The sequence below is a fragment of the Ruegeria sp. BHSC037 genome (genome assembly GCF_059613045.1).
Window position 1 is genome coordinate 20649 of record NZ_JBXWRT010000008.1, and the last position, 20811, is coordinate 41459.

At 63.5% G+C, this 20811-nt stretch carries 17 protein-coding genes and 2 tRNA genes; 7 read left to right on the forward strand and 12 right to left on the reverse strand.

Annotated elements, in window-relative coordinates:
* The first annotated feature begins 65 nt into the window (after window positions 1–65).
* Window positions 66–953 carry a DMT family transporter gene (locus AC2FMN_RS09510; RefSeq protein ID WP_496687718.1) on the forward strand — a complete coding sequence of 296 codons (888 nt, stop codon included), beginning with the start codon at window positions 66–68 and terminating at the stop codon, window positions 951–953.
* On the opposite strand, the gene AC2FMN_RS09515 is transcribed toward AC2FMN_RS09510, so the two are convergent.
* Entirely contained in the window at window positions 929–1450 is a 522-nt protein-coding gene (locus AC2FMN_RS09515; protein WP_496687720.1) for a glutathione peroxidase, read from the reverse strand. The two genes, AC2FMN_RS09510 and AC2FMN_RS09515, sit on opposite strands and share 25 nt — an antisense overlap.
* A gap of 144 nt (window positions 1451–1594) precedes the next feature.
* Between AC2FMN_RS09515 and msrB the strand changes: the two genes are divergently transcribed.
* A complete protein-coding gene (gene msrB / locus AC2FMN_RS09520; protein WP_496683177.1) occupies window positions 1595–2044 on the forward strand; it encodes a peptide-methionine (R)-S-oxide reductase MsrB in 450 nt (149 codons plus the stop codon).
* A complete protein-coding gene (msrA, locus tag AC2FMN_RS09525; RefSeq protein WP_170391424.1) occupies window positions 2041–2553 on the forward strand; it encodes a peptide-methionine (S)-S-oxide reductase MsrA in 513 nt (170 codons plus the stop codon). Before msrB ends, msrA begins: the two co-directional genes overlap by 4 nt.
* A 3-nt stretch (window positions 2554–2556) precedes the next feature.
* Here the strand turns inward: msrA and AC2FMN_RS09530 are convergent, their stop codons facing one another.
* The 8 genes from AC2FMN_RS09530 to AC2FMN_RS09565 form a co-directional block, all read right to left on the reverse strand.
* Window positions 2557–4560, reverse strand: a complete 2004-nt coding sequence (locus AC2FMN_RS09530; RefSeq protein ID WP_496687723.1) for a hydantoinase/oxoprolinase N-terminal domain-containing protein — start codon at window positions 4558–4560, stop codon at window positions 2557–2559.
* Window positions 4561–4631: 71 nt separating this feature from the next.
* Window positions 4632–5669, reverse strand: coding sequence for a tRNA epoxyqueuosine(34) reductase QueG (gene queG / locus AC2FMN_RS09535; protein WP_496683182.1), 1038 nt, complete (start codon window positions 5667–5669; stop codon window positions 4632–4634).
* A gap of 75 nt (window positions 5670–5744) precedes the next feature.
* On the reverse strand, window positions 5745–6410 hold the full coding sequence (fzlA, locus tag AC2FMN_RS09540; protein ID WP_496683184.1) for an FtsZ-binding protein FzlA: 666 nt from the start codon (window positions 6408–6410) through the stop codon (window positions 5745–5747).
* 58 nt (window positions 6411–6468) lie between these two features.
* Window positions 6469–7209 carry a monofunctional biosynthetic peptidoglycan transglycosylase gene (mtgA, locus tag AC2FMN_RS09545; RefSeq protein WP_496687726.1) on the reverse strand — a complete coding sequence of 247 codons (741 nt, stop codon included), beginning with the start codon at window positions 7207–7209 and terminating at the stop codon, window positions 6469–6471.
* Between the two features lie 43 nt (window positions 7210–7252).
* On the reverse strand, window positions 7253–8098 hold the full coding sequence (locus tag AC2FMN_RS09550) for a Hint domain-containing protein (protein ID WP_496687728.1): 846 nt from the start codon (window positions 8096–8098) through the stop codon (window positions 7253–7255).
* Between the two features lie 253 nt (window positions 8099–8351).
* Window positions 8352–12884: a glutamate synthase large subunit gene (gene gltB, locus AC2FMN_RS09555; RefSeq protein WP_496687731.1), complete on the reverse strand. Its 4533-nt coding sequence runs from the start codon at window positions 12882–12884 to the stop codon at window positions 8352–8354.
* Complete coding sequence (locus tag AC2FMN_RS09560; protein WP_005979708.1) at window positions 12881–13318, reverse strand: GFA family protein; 438 nt, start codon at window positions 13316–13318, stop codon at window positions 12881–12883. Before AC2FMN_RS09560 ends, gltB begins: the two co-directional genes overlap by 4 nt.
* 29 nt (window positions 13319–13347) lie before the next feature.
* On the reverse strand, window positions 13348–14781 hold the full coding sequence (locus AC2FMN_RS09565; RefSeq protein ID WP_496687734.1) for an NAD(P)-dependent oxidoreductase: 1434 nt from the start codon (window positions 14779–14781) through the stop codon (window positions 13348–13350).
* A gap of 228 nt (window positions 14782–15009) precedes the next feature.
* Here AC2FMN_RS09565 and AC2FMN_RS09570 point away from each other — a divergent pair, with 228 nt between their 5' ends.
* Window positions 15010–15813, forward strand: a complete 804-nt coding sequence (locus AC2FMN_RS09570) for an undecaprenyl-diphosphate phosphatase (protein WP_496687736.1) — start codon at window positions 15010–15012, stop codon at window positions 15811–15813.
* Here the strand turns inward: AC2FMN_RS09570 and AC2FMN_RS09575 are convergent, their stop codons facing one another.
* The gene (locus AC2FMN_RS09575) at window positions 15814–16797 is read right to left on the reverse strand and encodes a complex I NDUFA9 subunit family protein (RefSeq protein ID WP_496687739.1); all 984 of its coding nucleotides are present in this window, start codon (window positions 16795–16797) and stop codon (window positions 15814–15816) included.
* A gap of 211 nt (window positions 16798–17008) precedes the next feature.
* Between AC2FMN_RS09575 and AC2FMN_RS09580 the strand changes: the two genes are divergently transcribed.
* Window positions 17009–17095 (forward strand) — tRNA-Leu (locus AC2FMN_RS09580).
* Between the two features lie 421 nt (window positions 17096–17516).
* Here AC2FMN_RS09580 and AC2FMN_RS09585 read toward each other — a convergent pair.
* Window positions 17517–17593: transfer RNA gene (locus AC2FMN_RS09585), tRNA-Arg, on the reverse strand.
* Between the two features lie 115 nt (window positions 17594–17708).
* Between AC2FMN_RS09585 and AC2FMN_RS09590 the strand changes: the two genes are divergently transcribed.
* Window positions 17709–18734, forward strand: a complete 1026-nt coding sequence (locus AC2FMN_RS09590; RefSeq protein ID WP_496687741.1) for a LacI family DNA-binding transcriptional regulator — start codon at window positions 17709–17711, stop codon at window positions 18732–18734.
* A complete protein-coding gene (locus AC2FMN_RS09595; RefSeq protein ID WP_496687744.1) occupies window positions 18709–19953 on the forward strand; it encodes a winged helix-turn-helix domain-containing protein in 1245 nt (414 codons plus the stop codon). Before AC2FMN_RS09590 ends, AC2FMN_RS09595 begins: the two co-directional genes overlap by 26 nt.
* A gap of 25 nt (window positions 19954–19978) precedes the next feature.
* Here the strand turns inward: AC2FMN_RS09595 and AC2FMN_RS09600 are convergent, their stop codons facing one another.
* Window positions 19979–20677, reverse strand: coding sequence for a fumarylacetoacetate hydrolase family protein (locus AC2FMN_RS09600; RefSeq protein ID WP_496687747.1), 699 nt, complete (start codon window positions 20675–20677; stop codon window positions 19979–19981).
* Window positions 20678–20811 lie beyond the last annotated feature (134 nt).

A 20811-nucleotide genomic window follows, 5' to 3' on the forward strand; every position in this document is an offset into this window, starting at 1 on the left:
ATCCGCCGGTTGCAGACCCAGAGAAAATCGGGAACAGTCGCCACGGAATTCAAACGAGGCTTGTCATGGATCCGCGCGCCATCACCATGGGGCTGGCCTTTGCCTTCATCTGGTCGTCGGCCTTCACCTCGGCGCGGATCATCGTCGCGGATGCCTCGCCGCTGTTTTCGCTGGCCGTGCGCTTTTTGATTTCCGGCATCCTGGGTGTCGCCATCGCCGCGGCCATGGGCCAGAGCTGGCGCCTGACGCGGTCGCAATGGTACGCGACCATCCTGTTCGGAATCTGCCAGAATGCCCTGTATTTGGGTCTGAATTTCTATGCGATGCAAACGGTCGAGGCCTCGGTCGCGGCGATCATCGCATCGACCATGCCTCTGCTGGTGGCGCTGGCCGGTTGGCTGCTGTTCGGGGAACGGTTGCGCCCGCTGGGTGTCCTGGGGCTGCTGGCCGGGTTCGCCGGTGTGGCCCTGATCATGAGCAGCCGGATCAGCGCCGGGATCGACCTGTTCGGCGTTGCCCTCTGCGGGCTGGGCGCGCTGGCTCTGACTTTCGCCACGCTGGCCGTGCGCGGGGCGACCTCGGGCGGGAACTTCATGATGGTCGTCGGCCTGCAGATGTTCGTCGGCTCGGCGGTTCTGTTCATCGCCGCCCCGCTGTTCGAGACGATTTATGTCCGCCCGACCTGGCCGCTGGCGCTGGCCTTCACCTACACGACCCTGTTCCCCGGCCTGCTGGCCACGCTGATCTGGTTCCTGCTGCTCAACCGGATCGGGCCGATCCGCGCGGCGACCTTCCATTTCCTCAACCCGGTGTTCGGGGTCACGATCGCCGCGATTCTTCTGGGTGAACGGTTGGGCGCAATGGATGCCGTCGGTGTTGCGGTCACCACGCTGGGCATTCTGGCCGTGCAGTTGTCACGCCAGCCGGTTCAGCGCAGCAGGGCCTCGACCTGACGGCGCAGCTTGCGGGAGTCCGGCCGCGTCGTCGACCCAAAGGTCGCCACGACCTCGCCTTCGGGGCTCAGCAGGATCTTGTTGAAATTCCAGTTGGGCACAAACCCGGTCTCGGCGGCGACCGCCTTGTAGAACGGGTGGGCCTGCGGGCCGGTCACGGGGGTGATGTCGGTCATGGGCAGGGTCAGGTTATAGTTCAACTCGCAGAACTCCTTGACCTCGCTGGCGGTTTCCAATTCCTGGTTGAAGGAATCCGACGGGACCGCCAGAACCACCAAACCCTCGGATCCATAGGTGTCCTGCAGCTTTTGCAGCCCAGCATATTGCCCGGTGAACCCGCATTGCGAGGCCGTGTTGACCACCAGAACCGGCTGGCCGCGCCAATCCGACAGCGACAGCGTGCCGCCATCAATTGAAGCGAACTCTCCGGACACAGGCGCGGCCTGCACCATCCGGCCGATCAGCAACAGGGCAGACAACAGCAGCATTCTGAACATGGCTTGACCTCCTCTTTGTCATTGATACGCACGAAGAACGGCGGCAGATCACCCGCACGATCGCGCGAGCCGGGCAAAACAGGGCTTTGCTTTTGTCGCGGCGCACCCCAATTATCTCGGGAAAGGAATAACGCCGGAGGACCCATGTCAAAATATACCAAAGATCCATCGGTTGTCGCCGCCCTCTCGCCCGAGGAATTCCACGTCACCCAGCGCAACGGGACCGAACGCCCCGGCACCGGCAAATACCTTCACCACAAGGAACCGGGCATTTATGTGGATGTCGTATCGGGTGAACCTCTGTTCGCCTCGACCCACAAATACGAATCGGGCTGTGGCTGGCCTAGTTTCACCAAACCCATCGTGCATGACCACGTCACCGAGCTTGAGGACCGCTCGCTGGGCATGATCCGGACGGAGGTCCGCTCGAAACACGGCGACAGCCACCTGGGCCATGTGTTTCCCGATGGTCCGCTGGACCAGGGTGGGCTACGCTACTGCATCAACTCCGCCGCGCTGCGGTTCATCCATCGTGACGACATGGAGGCCGAGGGCTATGGCGAATACCTCGATCAAGTGGAGGACCCGAAATGACCGAACAACGCGCCGTTCTGGCCGGAGGCTGCTTCTGGGGCATGCAGGATCTGATCCGCAAGCTGCCCGGCGTTCTGCGCACCCGCGTCGGATATACCGGCGGCGACGTGCCCAACGCGACTTATCGCAACCACGGCACCCATGCCGAAGGGATCGAGATCTGGTTCGACCCCGCGCAGATCACCTATCGCGATCTGCTTGAGTTCTTCTTCCAGATCCACGACCCGACCACCGTGAACCGCCAGGGCAATGACATCGGAATGAGCTATCGCTCGGCCATCTATTACTGCGACGAGACCCAGAAACAGATCGCGCTGGACACGATCGCCGATGTGGATGCCAGCGGGCTGTGGCCCGGCAAGGTCGTGACCGAGGTCGAACCCGTCGGCGATTTCTGGGAGGCCGAGCCCGAGCATCAGGACTACCTTCAGCGTATCCCCAATGGCTATACCTGCCACTTCCCGCGCCCGGACTGGGTTCTGCCCAAACGCAGCAGCGCTGCAGAATAGCGGTCAGCCGACGGCCACCCGCGGGCGGCCGCTGGCTTCGACGGTCAGCATCGCCTCGACAAAGACATCCTTGCCCTCGATCCGGGCGGTGCGGATGTCGCGGTTGACGATCACGCGGACATCCTGGGCACCGGCCTCGCGCACGGCGCTTTCGGTCTCGCGACGCAGTTCAGCCTCCAGCAGGTCCAGCGCGGGTTCGGGCGTGGGGAAATCCTGCGGCCCGTCGTTCAGATGCACTCGGTACCGGCCTTCGGACGGGGCGGTCACTGTGCCCGCCCGCCGCATGGTCAAGCGCCCCACGACGGCCCCGATCGCATTGGCCACCCCGGCATGGTCGGGCAGCACCATGGTACAGCGCAGCCGCTCACCGACCGCCGGGTAATAGCTTGGCGCCGAGGCCCCCAGCCCGACCACATCCACGTTCAGCTTCGTATCCAGCGCCAGCAGACCGCGATGCCCGCGCAAGCCCCGCCGGGTCAGCACATGGCGCGCCAGATCCTCGGGCGGCAGGCCGAACGCCTCGGCCTCTTCTGCAAAAGCAGTCTCTAACAAGGTCAAAACGGTCTGTTCGGTCAACTGATCCACGATCATCCCGGCCAGTTCATCGGCCGAGCCCGCCAGTCGGTCGCCCGACCCCACACGCCGGCGCGCAATCAACTCCAGCGCCTTGCGCGCGGCATCGGCATCCCAATCGGACAGACGCCCCAGAACGTGGCTGGCATCCGACGGCGTCACCCCCGAGACCTGAACGATCCCGCGGTCCACCAGCCGGGTCAAAGCACCGTTTTCCATCCGGGTGCGCAAAAGGGCGCTCAGGGGCAGAACCCTATCTCCCAGCCGCTCCAACAGCCCCGCCTCGCGCGGGCCCAGACCCTCGGCGTGGATGCCGGGCACGCGGCGGGCGAAACGGGTATCGTGCTCGCCCACCGTGGTCGCGCGCAACTGCTCGTCCAGCGCGGCATGGACCACCTCGGGCGCCTGGGCCGCGATCAGAGACACCGGCAGCACCCGGCGCGGACCGAGGAAAACGCCGCCGCGCAGGCCCTCGGTCAATACATGCACCTGGCTGTCACCGCCCAGACCATGAGTGCGCATCGCCACCGCCTCGACCATGGTGCGGAACCCGCCAACCCGGGCGCCCGCCGGGTCGATCGCGGGTTTACCATCGCGGATCAGCGCCACATCGGTCGTCGTCCCTCCGATATCCGAAACCAGCGCGTCCTGAACTCCGGTCAGCCACCGCGCGCCCACGATCGAGGCCGCCGGACCGCTGAGGATGGTCTCGATCGGCCGTTCCCGCGCCTGCTCGGCGCTCATCAAGGCTCCGTCCCCACGCACTACCATCATCGGCGCGTCGATGCCCAGCTCGTGCAGAACATCCTGAGCCCGGCCGATCAGGCGGTCGATCATTCCGATCAGACGCGCGTTCAGCACCGCCGTCACCGCACGTTTCGGCCCGTTCAGCTTGGCCGACAACTGATGCGAGCAGGTCACAGGCGCGCCGGTCTTCTCGGTGATGATCCGCGCAACCTCAAGCTCATGCGCGGGGTTGCGCGTGGCGAACTGGGCCGCGACCGCAAACCCGGAAATCCCGGACTGCTGGTCCAGAAATTCGGTCAACGCCCTTGTATCCAACGGCGCGGCCTCGGCCCCGGCATGGCTGTGCCCGCCCGCGATCACCAGCGCCGGGTCGCCCTTCAGCGCATCGCGCAGCCCATGCCTGTCCAGATCACCATCCCGAAACCCAACATATATCAGCGCAACGCGCCCGCCCTGCCCCTCGACCAGCGCGTTCGTGGCCAGCGTCGTCGACAGCGACGCCATCGAGATCTGGCCGGGTGCGACCTGCGCCCGGTCCAGCACCGCCTGGATCGCCCGCCCGACGCCGATCGCAAGATCCTCGCGCGTGGTCAGGGACTTGGCCGAGGCGATCACCTCTTCCTCGTCCCGGATCAGCACCGCATCGGTGTAGGTTCCACCGGTATCCACGCCCAAAGCCAACGCCATCGGGGTCTCCATCCTGTTCGCAGTCACGGGTGTAGCGGATTGAACCGACGCGTCCAGCCTGTTTGCGGCATTCACGACAGTTGTTCGACCGCCCAGCGCGCCGCGTCGGCCACCGTCGGATCGGGATCCTCGGTCAGCGCCTGCGCGACCGGAATCAACTCGGCCGACCCGGAATTGCCGATGGCATACAGAACGTTGCGCACGAACCGGTCGCGCCCGATCCGCTTGATCGGAGACCCCGAGAACTTGTCCCGGAACGCCGCATCGTCCAACCCGGCCAATTCCGCCAGCGGCGGCGCCATCAGGTCTTTGCGCGCGGCATAGCGGATGTCGCTGGCCGCCACCGCGAACTTGTTCCACGGACAGGCGGCCAGGCAATCATCACAGCCATAGATCCGGTTGCCCAGCTTGCCGCGCAGCTTTTGATCCACCGGCCCCTTGTGCTCGATGGTCAGATAGGAAATGCAGCGCCGCGCATCCAACTGATAGGGTGCCGGGAAAGCATCCGTCGGACAGGCATCCAGACAGGCCCGACACGACCCGCAATGATCCACTTCCGGTGGATCTGCCGGCAGGTTCAGAGTGGTGAAAACAGACCCTAAAAAGGCCCAATTGCCCCAATCGCGGCTGACCAGATTGGTATGTTTGCCCTGCCACCCCAGCCCGGCCGCATGGCCCAGTGCTTTCTCGGGCACCGGCGCGGTATCGACGAACACCTTTACCTCGCCGCCAGCCTCGGCAATCAGCCATCGGGCCAGCCGCTTCAGCCGCTTCTTGACCAGATCGTGGTAATCCCTGTTCTGCGCATAGACCGAGATCGCCCCGCGATCGGGTCGCCCCAGAACCTCGGTCGGATCATGATCCGGCGTGTAACTCTCGGCCAGCATGATGACCGAGCGCGCCTCGGGCCACAGCTTCGCCGGATCCCCCCGCCAATGGGTCCGCTCGGCCATCCAACCCATTTGCCCGTGATAGCCCGCCGCCAGAAAGGCGGCCAACCGCGCAGGCACCTCCGGTACGTCCCACGGGCGGCAGATCCGGCACGACACGAACCCCTCGGCCCGGGCCTGCGCCACCAACCTGTCCTTCAATGCTGTCGCGCTGTTCATCTGGCCCAAAATATCCTCGGGGGTGAATTGGCCCAACGGGCCAAGAGGGGGCAGACAGCCCCCTGAGCCAACCTATCAGAAATCAAGGTCAGCGTAATGGGCAGGCGGGCGGAATCCCGGTACTTGGTCCGCAAGGATCGATCGGAATGCCGGGCGTGATTTGATCTTGGCGTACCAGTCCTTGACCACCTGGCTGCGGTTCCAGTCCACGTCTGAAATATAGTCCAGCGCCGACAGGTGCGCCGCAGCTGCAAAATCGGCCAAGGTCATCTGATCCCCCGCCAGCCAGCGCCGCTGATCCAGCAGCCAGGCCATGTAGTCCAGGTGGAACTTGATCGCCCGCGCGCCCTCTTTCACATTCCTGCTGTCCGGATAGCCCTGCCCGGTCATCTTCTTGTTCACCCGTTCGTACAACAGCTTCGACGTCACCTCATGGTGGAACTTGTCGTCGAACCAGTTGACCAGACGGCGCACCTCGTAACGGGCTTCGGGTTTGCGGGGCATCAGGGCGGGGTCCGGGCGGGTTTCCTCGATATATTCACAAATCGCGGTGCTTTCTGCCATGATCCGCCCGTCCAGCCGCAGAACCGGGACTTTCCCGGCCGGGTTGCGACGCAGGAAATCCGGATCCTTCTCCCAATATTTCTCGGAGACCAGCTCAACCTCGATCTTCTTTTCGGCCAGCGCCAGACGGACCTTTCGGCAAAACGGGGAAAGGGGAACGTGAAACAAACGCGCCATGAGAGTCCATTCGATCCAGTGAATACCGCTCAGCAATAGCCGCTGAGCGGCAAGGGTTTCAATCCTCGAAACAATCGGCGCGGCCATCTGCGCGGATGGTGGCCGCCCCATCCAGTATCGCGGCGGCCCGCCGGCGGGTATAGACCGACGGGTCCGTCACCGATCGCGCGCGCGGCGCGGGCAGGATCGCGGCCAGGCGGGCGGCCTGCACCGGGCTCAGCTCCGCGGCGCTTACACCGAAATTGCGGCGCGCCGCAGCCTCGACCCCGAACAGCCCCTCACCGGTTTCGGCCACATTCAGATAGACTTCGAGGATCCGCTTCTTGCTCCAGAAAATTTCGACCACCGGGGTCAGCACTGTCTCCATCGCCTTGCGGACCCAGCTGCGCCCCTGCCACAGGAACACGTTCTTCACCACCTGCTGCGTGATGGTCGAGGCGCCGCGATTGCCGCCATCCTCCAGCGCGTCTCGGATGGCGTTCACGTCGAACCCCCAGTGCAGGCAGAAATTGGCATCCTCGGCCGCCACGGCCGCACGGGCCATGACCGGGGCAATCTCCTCGATCGGCACCCAGTCGCGCTCGACCTTGCCCAGACGGCGCCATTCCGACCAGATCGTGTGGGTGATCGGCGGGTTCACCACCGAATAGATCAACACCAGCGCCAGAAAGACGCCGGCAACCGCCAAAGCGCCACGCACCGCCCATCGCCGGATACGAGGCAGGAGCGTCCGAGTCTTTTTCGGCCGGGTCGCCTGTTTCTTTTTGCCGCTGCTCTTGCGGGCCGCTTTCTTCGCCATGGGTCCGCTATACGCCGCGCAGCCGAATATTGGAACGGCTTTATCAGCCGATCAGCTGCGCATCGCGTGGGCGGATGACCGGGCGCGCGGTCTTCAACATGCCCAGATCCGCACGGTCGAGTTCGGGGAACAATTCGAAAAGCTCGCGGCAGGTATCCCGCTCGGATTGCGACAGGGCATGTCCGGGGTAATAGCTTTCGCTTCTGGCGCCATTGGCTGTCACGATCTCGTGCTGGTCGAACAACAGATGGTAATAGGTGACATCTCCACCCTCGGCTCGGGTCACGCTGGTGCCATTCACAAGGCAATGCGCCGCGATCAGGATCTCGGGATAGCCATAGAAGTACTCGGCCCGCCAGTCGTCGATCAACATTCGGTGCTGCGGCGAAACCAGTGTTTCGCGATCCAGCCCCAGAACACCGGCCGCAAACCGGATCGGTGCGGTCTTTCCGATGGCCGGCACGCAAGTCTTTCCGACCCACAGCAACGGTTTGGCACCGTTGTCGACGGTCAGAACCAGATCGCCGGCGCTCAGGTCCTGAACCGGCATTGGTCCGTTTGGCGTCTCGATCAACGTATCGCGCGTGAAACAGGGCGGCCCCAGCTCACCGGGCACAGTCAGGGGACCTTGCGAAGAAACGAATGACGTGGACACCAATGTGCCCTGCTGCAGCACCTGCCCATCCGTCGGAGTGAACACGCGGCTGCCATCGGCCAGATAGAAGGTGATGCCGGTGTAAGTCACGTTCCCCGTGCCGGGCACGTTGACCGTGACTGTGTCGCCGGGCCACGAATTGGTAACATCCTGACCGTTGACCGAGTCATTGTCGAACCGGTCGATGTCTCCGTCATCATTCTGATCGATCAGATTGTATTTCTGGACCACCATAACAGTCCCTGCCGCAGGCGGGCTGAAGGGATCAATGATAAAAAACTGATCGAGATAGGTGGTCGGCATTCCCAAGGCTCCTGCGATTTCTGCGACCTTATCGAACGATTGGCCCGATTTCACGATGATTTTGTGGCGCAATTCGCCCATAACCCCGCCTGCGAGGGCGGTCACCCGGACGTCTGCCCGCATGAAAACAAAGAACCCGCGCGCCGGGCTGCGGCACGCGGGTCTTGTTCGGGTTCGGCCCGGGTTACTCGGCCGGAACCGCCGTCGCCTCGTGGCTGAGCGGATAGGCCAGCTTGTTCAGCATCTCTTTCGGGCAGATTTGCAGGAAATTGGCCTTTTCCACGTCCCAGTGCTGCAGGATGTCGGCGGCCTTGCGGCTGCCGGTTTCCGTGGCGTGGCGCTCGATCAGCGATTTCAGCTGCATCTCCCAATGCTCGACCGTAACGGGGCAGGTCACCAGGGTTTCCATGTTCATCAGCAGCTGCGCCTTGCCTTCGGGGTCGTACAGATAGGCCATGCCACCCGTCATCCCCGCGCCAAAGTTCGCGCCGATGTCCCCCAAGATCACCGCAACCCCGCCGGTCATGTATTCGCACCCGTTCGAGCCGCAACCCTCGACCACCACCTTGGCCCCCGAGTTGCGCACGGCGAACCGCTCGCCTGCCCGGCCAGCCGCGAACAGGTACCCGTCGGTCGCGCCGTAAAGAACCGTGTTGCCGATGATCGTATTCCGGTCGGCCTGCAGCGGGCTGACCTGCGGCGGGCGCACAACGATGGTGCCGCCCGACAGGCCCTTGCCCACATAGTCGTTGGCGTCGCCCGACACCTCGAGCTTGAGCCCCGGCGCGGCGAAGGCGCCCAGCGACTGACCGGCTGAGCCTTGCAATTTCACATGCAGATGGTCCGGCTGGAACGTGTTGCGCATGCCGAAATTCTGCACGATGTGGCTCGAGACCCGGGTGCCCACCGTCCGGTGCGTGTTCTGCACCGCGTAAGACAGCTGCATCTTTTCGCCGTCCTTCAGGAACCGCGCCGCGTCGCGCACGATTTCGGCGTCCAGCGTGTCGGGCACCTCGTTGCGGGGCTTGTCGCGGTCATAGACGATGTTCTGGGCGCCATCGACGGTGATCAGCAGCGGATTCAGGTCCAGATCGTCCAGATGCGCCGACCCGCGGCTGACCTGCGCCAACAGATCGGCCCGACCAATGATCTCGTCCAGCGACCGGGCGCCGATGCTGGCCAGAATCTCGCGCACTTCCTGCGCGTAGAAGGTGATCAGGTTAACCACCTTGTCGGCATTGCCGGTGAACTTGGCGCGCAGGGATTCGTCTTGCGTACAGACGCCCACTGGGCAGGTGTTCGACTGGCACTGGCGCACCATGATGCAGCCCATCGCGATCAGGGCGGCGGTGCCGATGCCGTATTCCTCGGCCCCCATCATCGCCGCCATGACGATGTCGCGCCCGGTGCGCAGGCCGCCATCGGTGCGCAGGGTCACCCGGTCGCGCAGGTTGTTCATCGCCAGAACCTGATGCGCCTCGGTCAGGCCCATTTCCCACGGCAGGCCGGCATATTTGATGCTGGTCGCGGGCGATGCGCCCGTGCCGCCATTGTGGCCCGAGATCAGGATGATGTCGGCTTTGGCCTTGGCCACCCCGGCGGCGATCGTGCCCACGCCCGAAGACGCCACCAGTTTCACAGTCACCTTGCAGCGCGGGTTGATCTGTTTCAGGTCATAGATCAGCTGCGCCAGATCCTCGATCGAGTAGATGTCGTGATGCGGCGGCGGCGAGATCAGGGTCACGCCCTTGGTCGAGTGACGCAGGCGCGCGATCAGATCGGTGACCTTCATGCCGGGCAGCTGGCCGCCCTCGCCGGGCTTGGCGCCCTGGGCCACCTTGATTTCCAACTCTTCGCAGTGGTTGAGGTATTCGGCGGTCACGCCGAACCGGCCCGAGGCCACCTGCTTGATCTTGGCCGAGGGGTTGTCGCCATTCGGCTCGGGCACGAAATGTGCGGGATCTTCCCCACCTTCACCCGAGTCGGATTTCGCGCCGATCCGGTTCATCGCCACGTTCAGCGTCTTGTGCGCCTCGGGGCTGAGCGCGCCCAGCGACATGCCCGGCGTGACGAACCGCTTGCGGATCGAGGTGATCGATTCGACCTCTTCGATCGGGATCGGCTTGCCCAGCGGTTTGAAATCCATCAGGTCGCGCAGATGGATCGGCGGGTTCGCCTGCATCTTGGCCGAATACTGCTTCCACAGCTCGTACGAGGCGCGGTTGCAGGCCATCTGCATCATGTGCATCGAGGTCGCTTCCCACGCATGGGTCTCACCGGATTTGCGGGCCTTATAGAACCCACCGATGGGCAGAACGTCCAGGCCGCTCTCCCAGCCCTTGGCGTGGATTTCCTCGGCCTTGGACTGAATGCCGGTGACGCCGATGCCGGAAATCCGGCTGGTCATGCCAGGGAAATATTCGGCCACCATGGCGCGGCTCAGTCCCACGGCCTCAAAATTCAGGCCGCCGCGATAGGACGAGATCACCGAGATGCCCATCTTGGCCATGATCTTCAGCAGGCCCTGGTCGATCGCCTCGCGGTAACGCGCGACGTTTTCGGTCAGGCTGCCTTCCAGCAACCCGCGTTCGATCCGGTCGGCGAGCGAATCCTCGGCCAGATAGGCGTTGACCACGGTCGCGCCACAGCCGATCAGCACCGCGAAATAATGCGGGTCGATGCATTCCGCCGAGCGTACGTTCAACGAACAGAAGGTTCGCAGACCCTGACGAATCAAGTGCGAATGAACCGCGCTGGTGGCCAAGATCATCGGCATCGCCACTTTGCCGGGGCCGGAATACTGATCGGTCAGAACCAAGTGACCCGCGCCCGAGCGCACGGCCTCCTCCGCCTCGGCGCGGATTCGCGCCAGCGCGGCGCTCAGTGCGCCGGTGCCGGGTTCGAAGGTACAGTCGATCTCGGCCAGCGGCGCATCGAAATTCGCCACCAGTTCTTCCCACTGAGCATTGCCGACAAAGGGGCTTTCCAGCACGATGATCTCGGTCTGGCTGCTGTCCTCGTCCAGCACGTTCTTGAGGTTGCCGAACCGTGTCTTCAGCGACATCACACGGTATTCGCGCAGGCTGTCGATCGGCGGGTTGGTCACCTGGCTGAAATTCTGGCGGAAGAAATGGCTGAGCGGTCGGTACTGTTTGGACAGAACTGCCGAGGGCGTATCGTCGCCCATCGAGGCGATGGCCTCTTTGCCGTCCTCGGCCATAGGGGCAAGGATCTGCTCCAGCTCTTCGACCGTGTAGCCCGCCGCGATCTGGCGCTTGCGCAGCTCTTCACCGGTGAACAGCGGCTTTTCGGCGACCTTCGCCAGCTTTTCGTCCAGATCGTTGATCTTGCTGACCCATTCGCCGAACGGCAGGGCCGCGGCCAGCTTGTCTTTGATCTGCTTGTCGCGATACAGCTTGCCCTTTTTCATATCGACGGCCAGCATCTGGCCCGGACCCAGCGCGCCTTTCTCGACAACGCTGGCCTCGTCGATCGGGACCATGCCCGCCTCGGACCCGGCGATTACCAGACCGTCGCCGGTGACCACATAGCGCATCGGGCGCAGGCCGTTGCGGTCCAGCCCGGCGCAGACCCAGCGGCCATCGGTCATGGCCAGCGCGGCGGGGCCGTCCCACGGCTCCATCACCGAGTTGCAATAGGAATACATGTCGCGCCAGGACTGCGGCAGTTCCACCGCCTGTTTCGACCAGCTTTCCGGCACCAGCATCGTCTTTGCCATCGGGGCCGAGCGGCCCGCGCGCACCAGAACCTCGAACACCGAGTCTAGCGCCGCCGAATCCGACGATCCGCCTGCGATGATCGGCTTGATGTCTTCGGCATAGTCGCCAAAGGTTGCCGAGGCCATGCGGATCTCGTGGCTTTTCATCCAGTTGATGTTGCCCTTCAGCGTGTTGATCTCGCCATTGTGGGCCAGCATGCGGAATGGCTGCGCCAGCCACCATTGCGGGAAGGTGTTGGTGGAATAGCGCTGGTGATAGATCGCAAAGGCCGACTCGAAACGGTCGTCCATCAGGTCGGGGTAGAACACGGCGACCTGCTCGGCCAGCATCATTCCCTTGTAGATGATCGACCGGCAGCTGAGCGAGGCCAGGTACAGACCCGAAATCCCCGCGGCGGCGGCGGCTTTCTCGATCCGGCGGCGGATGACGTACAGCTCGCGCTCGAACGTGTCCTCGTCAACGCCCTTGGAATTCGAGATCAGGATCTGCTCGATCTCGGGCCGGGTCGCGTTGGCCTTTTCGCCCAGGCAGGTGACATCCACCGGTACGTGGCGCCAGCCATAGATGTAGTAACCCATCCGCAGAACTTCGGTTTCCACGATGGTCCGGCAGCGCTCCTGCGCGCCGAAATCGGTGCGTGGCAAGAACACCTGCCCCACAGCGATCAGCTGGTCCATTTTGGGCTCGTGCCCGGTGCGGCGGATCTGGTCATAGAAGAAGGGGGCCGGGATCTGCACATGGATGCCCGCGCCGTCGCCGGTCTTGCCGTCGGCATCCACCGCACCGCGGTGCCAGATTGCCTTGAGCGCATTGATCCCGGCCTCGACCACCTTGCGGCTTTTCTTGCCGTCAACCGAAACCACCAGGCCGACCCCGCACGAGGAATGCTCTTCCTGCTCGGAATAGAGACCGTTTTCGGCCATCCACTTGCGCTTGGCTTCCTCGGCCCGGACCCAATCGGCATCATATTTCGTCATTGGCTGTCTCCTTCTTCCGACGGGGCGTACATGGCCATGACCTCGGCTTCGGTCATCTGGCGGCGTTCACCTGCGAACGCGTAACCCTCGGGCTTCTTGTCGATGTAAAGTTCAAGTTTCAGCGTGTTGCCGGCCGCGTTGTCGAACAGGCCGGCCGCGATCTGTGTCTGGCCGTGCATCTCGCCCGGCAGGGTGATCCGGTACCACAGGGCCGAGCCGCACTCCTCGCAGAAGGCGCGTTCGGCCCAGTCTGACGAGGTGAAGGTCTTGACCGGCCCCAGCGCCGCATAGCCCGGCTGTGCCGGAAAGGTGACCAGCGCACTGCTGGTCCAGCGGCGGCACATGTCGCAATGGCAGGCGCCCAGCGCGTCGCGGGCGGGGGTCGCGGTCACGGTGACCGCGCCGCACATGCATTGGCCTTGCAATTCGGGCATCCTGTCGCTCCTGTCGCTGGGCTGCGGTGTCACTCGGCCGCAAGCGCGGCCTTGCCGTTGAACCGGTCGATGATGGCCTGCGCGCAGTCACGGCCGTCGCGGATCGCCCAGACCACCAGCGAGGCACCGCGCACGATGTCACCAATAGCATAGACGCCGTCCATCTCGGTCTCGCCGGTCTCGAACGCGGCTTTGACGGTGCCCCAGCGGGTCACGGGCAGGTCGGGCTGGCCGAACAGGGTGGGCAGGTCCTCGGGCTCGAAGCCCAGCGCCTTGATGACCAGATCGGCCTCTTCGACGTAATCCGCGCCTTCGATTACTTCGGGCGTTTGGCGGCCAGTCGCGTCGGGTTGGCCCAGGCGCATCGTCTGCACAATTACACCGGTAACGCGCTCATCGCCCACGAACCCCTTGGGCGCGCTGAGCCATTCGAAGATCACGCCCTCTTCCTCGGCGTTCTGGGTTTCGCGCTGCGAACCTGGCATGTTCGCCCGGTCGCGGCGGTACAGACATTTGACTGAGGTCGCGCCCTCGCGGATCGCGGTGCGCACGCAATCCATCGCGGTATCGCCGCCGCCGATCACGACCACCTTCTTGCCCTTGGCGTTCAGGCGGCCGCTGTCATATTCCGGCACCGTGTCACCAAAGCTTTTGCGGTTCGAGGCGGTCAGGAAATCGATCGCCTTTTCGATGCCGGGCAGACCGCTGCCGGGCATGGACAGATCCCGCGACTTGTAGACGCCCGTTGCAATGATCACGGCGTCATGCTTGGCGCGGATCTCGGCGAACTTGGCCGCATCCACGTTGCAGTTCAACTCAAAGGTCACGCCACCCTCGGCCAACAGTTCGTTGCGGCGTTGAACCACGTCCTTTTCCAGTTTGAAGCCCGGAATGCCATACATCAGCAACCCGCCCGCGCGGTCATAGCGATCATAGACCGTAACCTGGATCCCGGCCCGGCGCAGCATGTCCGCCGCCGCCAGACCGCCGGGGCCGCCACCGATGATACCCACGCTTTCGGGGCGCTCGGCGGCTGGCGAGACCGGCTTGACCCAACCTTTGTCCCACGCGGTGTCGGTGATGTATTTTTCGATCGCGCCGATGGTCACCGTTCCGTGGCCGGATTGTTCAATGACGCAGTTGCCCTCGCACAGGCGGTCCTGCGGGCAGATGCGACCGCAGATCTCTGGGAAGGTGTTGGTGGCCTGGCTGGTCTGATAGGCCTCCTCCAGCCGCCCCGTTGCGGTCAGGCGCAACCAGTCGGGGATGTTGTTGTGCAGCGGGCAGTGCGACTGGCAATAGGGCACCCCACACTGGCTGCAACGGCTGGCCTGTTCGGCGGCCTTTTCCGCGGCGAACTCGGCATAGATTTCGTGGAAGTCATCCTTGCGGTCATCAGCAGCACGCTTTTGGGGCATGTCACGATCGATCTGCACGAATTTCAGCATCGGTTGCTTGGCCACGGTCAGACTCCATGAATTGGCTTGGTCGAGTTTCTTTAGGCGACAGCTTTTCGAATGAAAAGTCAACTGTACTGACCTAAATTCAAAAAAATGCTGGAAATGCGCCGTGAGCACCCAGATTTTTTTGTTTTTTATGTCCGCTTCGGACCCATCTCGGCGCTTTCCTTTTCATCATGCCAGTTATACCCATTGCGGACAAAGAAAACGTGACAGCGGGCAGGTGTGCGGATGAGTCTTTTTCAGCTGATTCTGGTGGCGATCATCCAAGGTATCACCGAGTTTCTGCCGATCTCGTCCTCGGGCCACCTGATCTTGCTACCCAGCCTCACCGGGATGGACGATCAGGGCCTGGCCATCGACGTGGCGGTGCATGTGGGCACCTTGGGCGCGGTGGTTCTGTATTTCTGGAGCGACGTTAAGCTGGCCCTTGCAGGCCTGCCCCGTGCGTTGCGCGGACGCATCGACACCCCGCAATCGCGATTGGCCTTGGCCTTGATCGTGGCCACCATCCCGACCGTCATCGTCGGTGCCATTCTGCACCTGACCGGGCTCAGCAGCGCGATGCGGTCCGTGGCGGTGATCGGATGGACGATGCTGGGCTTCGGGCTGCTGCTGTACTGGATGGACCAGAAAGGCCCCCAGACCAAAGAGGCCGCCGACTGGGGGTTGCGCGATGCGGTGATCTTGGGCCTGTGGCAGGTTCTGGCGCTGATTCCCGGCACCTCGCGGTCGGGGATCTGCATCACCGGCGCGCGCCATCTGGGCTATACCCGCGAGGACGGCGCGCGCATCGCTATGCTGATGTCGATCCCGACGATCCTCGCCTCGGGTGCTCTGCTGTCGCTGGACGTGATCGATCAGGCCGATACCCAACTGGCCAAGGACAGCGCGATTGCCGCCGTGTTCGCCTTCGTCTCGGCCCTGCTGGCGCTAAGCCTGATGATGCGGCTGTTGCGCAGCGTCAGCTTCACGCCCTATGTGATCTATCGCGTGATCCTGGGCGTTGTCCTGCTGAGCATCGCTTACGGCTGATCAGGCCCGCAGGTTTCGGGCCGAGTTCTGGATCTCGTCGTACTGTCCCGACGGGCGGAACTTCCACAGGTATTCCGGCAGCACCGATTCAAGTGTGGCCGGCTCGATCCCCAGATCGGCGAAACCTTTCGCCCCCTCCGACACGACATTGTCGCGGCGCAGATTCTTCAGTTGGTCGCGGGTCAGGATGTTGTTCGGAAACAGCTGGAAGCTGACGAATTTCACGATGTCCAGAACCCCGGCCATGATCCGCCCCACCCAGAACGGCAGGCCGATGATGATACGGCCGCGGTGGATCACCCCAAGCATCTGCTGCATCAGCTCGCGGAAGGTTTTGACCTCGGGGCCGCCCAGCTCGTAGATCCCCGGCTCGGCCTGCCCCAACACGCCCTTGATCGCGGCCTGCGCCACGTCATCCACATAGACCGGCTGGAACCGGGTGTCGGCACCGAAAATCGGCAGAAACGGCGACATCCGGGTCATTCCCGCGAACCGGTTGAAGAACTGATCCTCGGGCCCGAAGATCACCGAGGGCCGCAGGATGACGGCGTCGGGCATATGGGTCAGAACGCCGGCCTCGCCCTGTGCCTTGGTGCGCGCGTATTCGCTGTCGGAATCGGGATCCGCGCCTATGGCCGAAATATGCACCATCCGCTTGATTCCCTGCTGCGCGGCCAGACGCGCGATCCGCTCGGCCCCTTCGGCCTGCACCGCCTCAAAGCCGTTCTTGCCCAGATCGTTCAGAACACCGACGCAGTTCACCACCGCATCCGCGCCCCGCATTGCATTTGCTACCGAAGCGTCGTCGCGGACGTTGCACAGGATCGGCTCGACCTGCCCCACGACGCCATAGGTCTTGACGAAAATGGCCTCGTTCGGGCGCCGAACCGCGACGCGGACGCGCCACCCTTCATTCGCCATGCGCCGCGCGACATAGCGACCGACGAATCCCGATCCACCGAAAATCGTGACCAGTTTGGACATGACAGCGCTCCTACTGTGTGGGTCTTGATGTGATCTACCGTCCGCAAGCGCTGCAAACAAGGCGCAATAACGCCGCGCAAGCGACGAAAACCCCGCATTTGGCCCAGGTGTCCCGAACCGATTTCGGCGGCGGCAAAAAAACTTTCAAAAATCTGTTCGAATCCTGTTGACGCCCCCCGCGACTAGGCTTAAACGCCCCTCCACGACACCTGCCCAGGTGGCGGAATTGGTAGACGCGCTAGCTTCAGGTGCTAGTGTCCGTATGGACGTGGAGGTTCGAGTCCTCTCCTGGGCACCATTCCCCTATAATGAAAAATTTCCCAAAACGCGGTATTGCCGCAAGCTGTCTTGATGTGGCCACACAGGCTTGTTGATCGGGAAATCATTGTTCTATCGGACTGGCGGCTCAAGATGCGCTGGTGATCGGACCGGACACGGGCGGAGCCCGCCACACCGTCATGGTAGTTGGGGTGGGTCTGAAGGGTTCCGGGGCCTGATTGCCTCCAGTGACGCGATCCGGGGCGACGTGTCAAATCAGGGGGTGACGGGGAGCGGATGGCGAGCAGCTCGAGCGCAAGATGATTCCTCTCAACACATTGTTTTTAATCTATATTTCATGCGGAAAGCCGGCCATCTCACCATCCGGCCAACCACCTTGCGCGCTCTATTTCGTTCTTTTGCGCGGACAGTTGGCTATTTTGACAACATTTTGATTTTTCTGGCGACCCCGGCAGGATTCGAACCTGCAACCTGCCCCTTAGGAGGGGGCTGCTCTATCCAGTTGAGCCACGGGGCCGCGCGGCGCCTTCTCTAGCCGGGTTTTTCCCGCTTGTCATGACCTTTGCACAACAGTTGAACAGATTGCCCCGTTCGCGCTAGCATCGGGGGTAAACAACAATGCAGGTATCCCCGTGACAACAGAAACGAAACGCCCGCTTACCCTCCGTGATGTCTCTGAAGCGTCCGGTGTGTCGGAAATGACGGTCAGCCGGGTCCTGCGCAATCGGGGCGATGTGTCCGAGGCCACCCGAACCCGGGTTCTGGCCGCCGCGAAAGAGCTGGGGTACGTGCCCAACAAGATCGCCGGTGCACTGGCCTCGAGCCGGGTGAACCTGGTGGCGGTGATCATCCCGTCGCTGTCGAACATGGTCTTTCCCGAGGTGCTGACCGGCATCAACCAGGTGCTCGAAGATACCGAGCTGCAGCCCGTGGTCGGCGTCACCGACTATCTGCCGGAAAAAGAGGAGAAGGTTCTGTACGAGATGCTCTCGTGGCGTCCCTCGGGCGTGATCATCGCCGGGCTGGAACACACCGAGGCCGCGCGGGCCATGCTGGATTCGGCGGGCATTCCGGTGGTCGAGATCATGGATACAGACGGCAAGCCTGTGGACGCGATGGTGGGCATTTCGCATCGCCGGGCCGGGCGCGAGATGGCGCAGGCGATCCTGAAGGCCGGGTATCAGCATATCGGCTTCATGGGCACCAAGATGCCGTTGGACCACCGCGCGCGCAAACGGTTCGAGGGCTTCACCGAAGTGCTGGGCAAGCACGGAATCGAGATCGAGGACCGAGAGTTCTATTCCGGCGGTTCGGCCCTGGCCAAGGGGCGCGAGATGACAAAGGCCATGCTTGAACGCTCCCCGGATCTGGATTTCCTGTATTACTCCAACGACATGATCGGCGCAGGCGGGCTGCTGTACCTGCTTGAGCAAGGTATCGATGTGCCCGGGCAGATCGGTCTGGCCGGATTCAACAACGTTGAACTGCTGCAGGGTCTGCCGCGCAAGCTGGCGACGATGGATGCCTGCCGATTGGAAATCGGGCGCAAGGCGGCCGAAATCATCGCCGCCAAGCGGGCCGATCCCGACGCCGAGATCGAGACCCGCATCACCCTTACGCCCAAGATCAGCTATGGCGACACGCTCAAGCGGCGCTGAGGCACCCGCGCGACCCCGGCTGGACAACCGAACCGCCCGTGCGTTGTTCATGGACCGCCACGCGCTGGCGGAACAACCCGCAGGTCCGGCCAAGGGGCCCGACCTGCTGCACCTGATCCACCGGCTGGGGTTCGTGCAGCTCGACAGCATCAACACCGTTGCCCGCGCTCATGACATGATCCTGTTCTCGCGCCGCCCGTCCTATCGGCCGAACGACCTCAAGCGCTTGTACGAGCGCGACCGCGGCCTGTTCGAACACTGGACCCACGACGCCGCCGCGATCCCGATGGCGTTCTATCCGCATTGGCATCTGCGCTTCCAGCGCGACGCCGAGATGCTGCGGGCCCGCTGGCGCAACTGGCGGCGCGACGGGTTCGAACAGCAGTTCGAGACCGTGCTGCGGCACATCCGCGACCACGGTCCGGTATGCTCGGCCGATCTGGGTCAGGATGAGAAAAAGAGCTCGGGCGGCTGGTGGGATTGGCACCCCTCGAAAACGGCGCTGGAATACCTGTGGCGCTCGGGCGCGCTGACGGTGGTGGGGCGCCGAGGGTTTCAAAAGCAATACGACCTGACCGAGCGCGTGATCGATACCCATCTATGCCCCGGCGTGATGGAGTGCGACCATCACGCGACGGTGGACTGGCTGTGCCGCGCGGCGCTCGACCGGTTGGGCTTTGCCACCTCGGGCGAACTGGCCGCCTTTTGGGATACGGTCACCGCTGCCGAGGCGAAAGCGTGGTGCAAACAGGCTCTGACACTGGGTGATTTACAGGAAATCGAGGTGGAATGCGCCGATGGTCGAATGCGCCGCGTGTTTGCGCAACCCGGCTTGGCGGACCAGGCTGCCGACCCTGCCCCCGCGCCGGGGCGGATCCGTGTGCTCAGCCCGTTCGACCCGATGCTGCGCGACCGCAACCGCGCCCAGCGCCTGTTCGGCTTCCACTATCGGATCGAGGTCTTCGTGCCCGAGGCCAAGCGCACCTATGGGTACTACGTCTTTCCGCTGCTCGAGAAAGACCGTCTGATCGGACGGATCGACATGAAGGCCCATCGCGACGAAGGCACCTTGCGGGTCCGCGCCCTGTGGCCCGAGCGCGGGGTCCGGTGGTCGCACGCCCGCACCCGGCGGCTCGAGGCCGAGCTGGACCGGGTGCGCCTTTTTGCCGGGCTGCATCGGGTCGCCTTTGCCGCAGACTGGCTTCGCGCGCCTATTTGAGCAGCTGAAAACCCCTTCTTAGGGTCTATTCCGCCGGCCCGAGGGTTAGGCGGACGGGGTCCAGCCCGTCGATACCGCCGGTCAGCACGTCTCCGGCGACAACCGGGCCGACACCGGCGGGCGTTCCGGTCAGGATCAGGTCGCCGGGCCGCAGGTGATAGAACCGGGACAGGTGCATGACGATCTCGTCGATCTTCCAGATCAGTTCGGACAAGGTGGCGTCCTGCCGGACCTCACCGTTGACGCTCAGATGGATGCGAATGTCATCTGTCGCCGCCCAATCGGCGGCTCGGGTCAGCGGTGCGAAGACCGCGCCGTTTTCCACATCCTTGCCCAGATCCCAGGGGCGCTGCTTGTTGCGCTCGCGGATCTGCAGGTCGCGCCGTGTCATGTCCAGCGCGCAGCAATATCCGAACACGGCATCCCAAGCCTGCTGCGACGTCGCCTGAAACACCGGGCGACCGATGGCCAAGGCCAGTTCCATTTCGTGATGATAATTCTCGGTTCCCGGCGGGTAAGGCACTGTCTGCCCGGTCAGAATGGCGTTCTGCGGGGACTTGGTGAAATAGAACGGCGCCTCACGGTCGACCTCGTTTCCCATCTCGGCCGCATGGGCGGCATAGTTCCGGCCGACGCAAAAGATGCGCCCAACCGGATAGGTGGTATCCTCGCCTGATACAGGGATCGCCAAGGGGTCGGGCAGGTCAAACAGAGGTCGGGTCATGGCGTGTCCGTTTGTGGCCGTTGCCCGCAGCATAGACACCACACCCGGACGTTCAAGCATTCCGGGCAGTGGTGCGCGAGGGGCTGTTCGGAATTTCGATTGACCTGCGCCGCAGTGTGTCCATCACTGGCGCG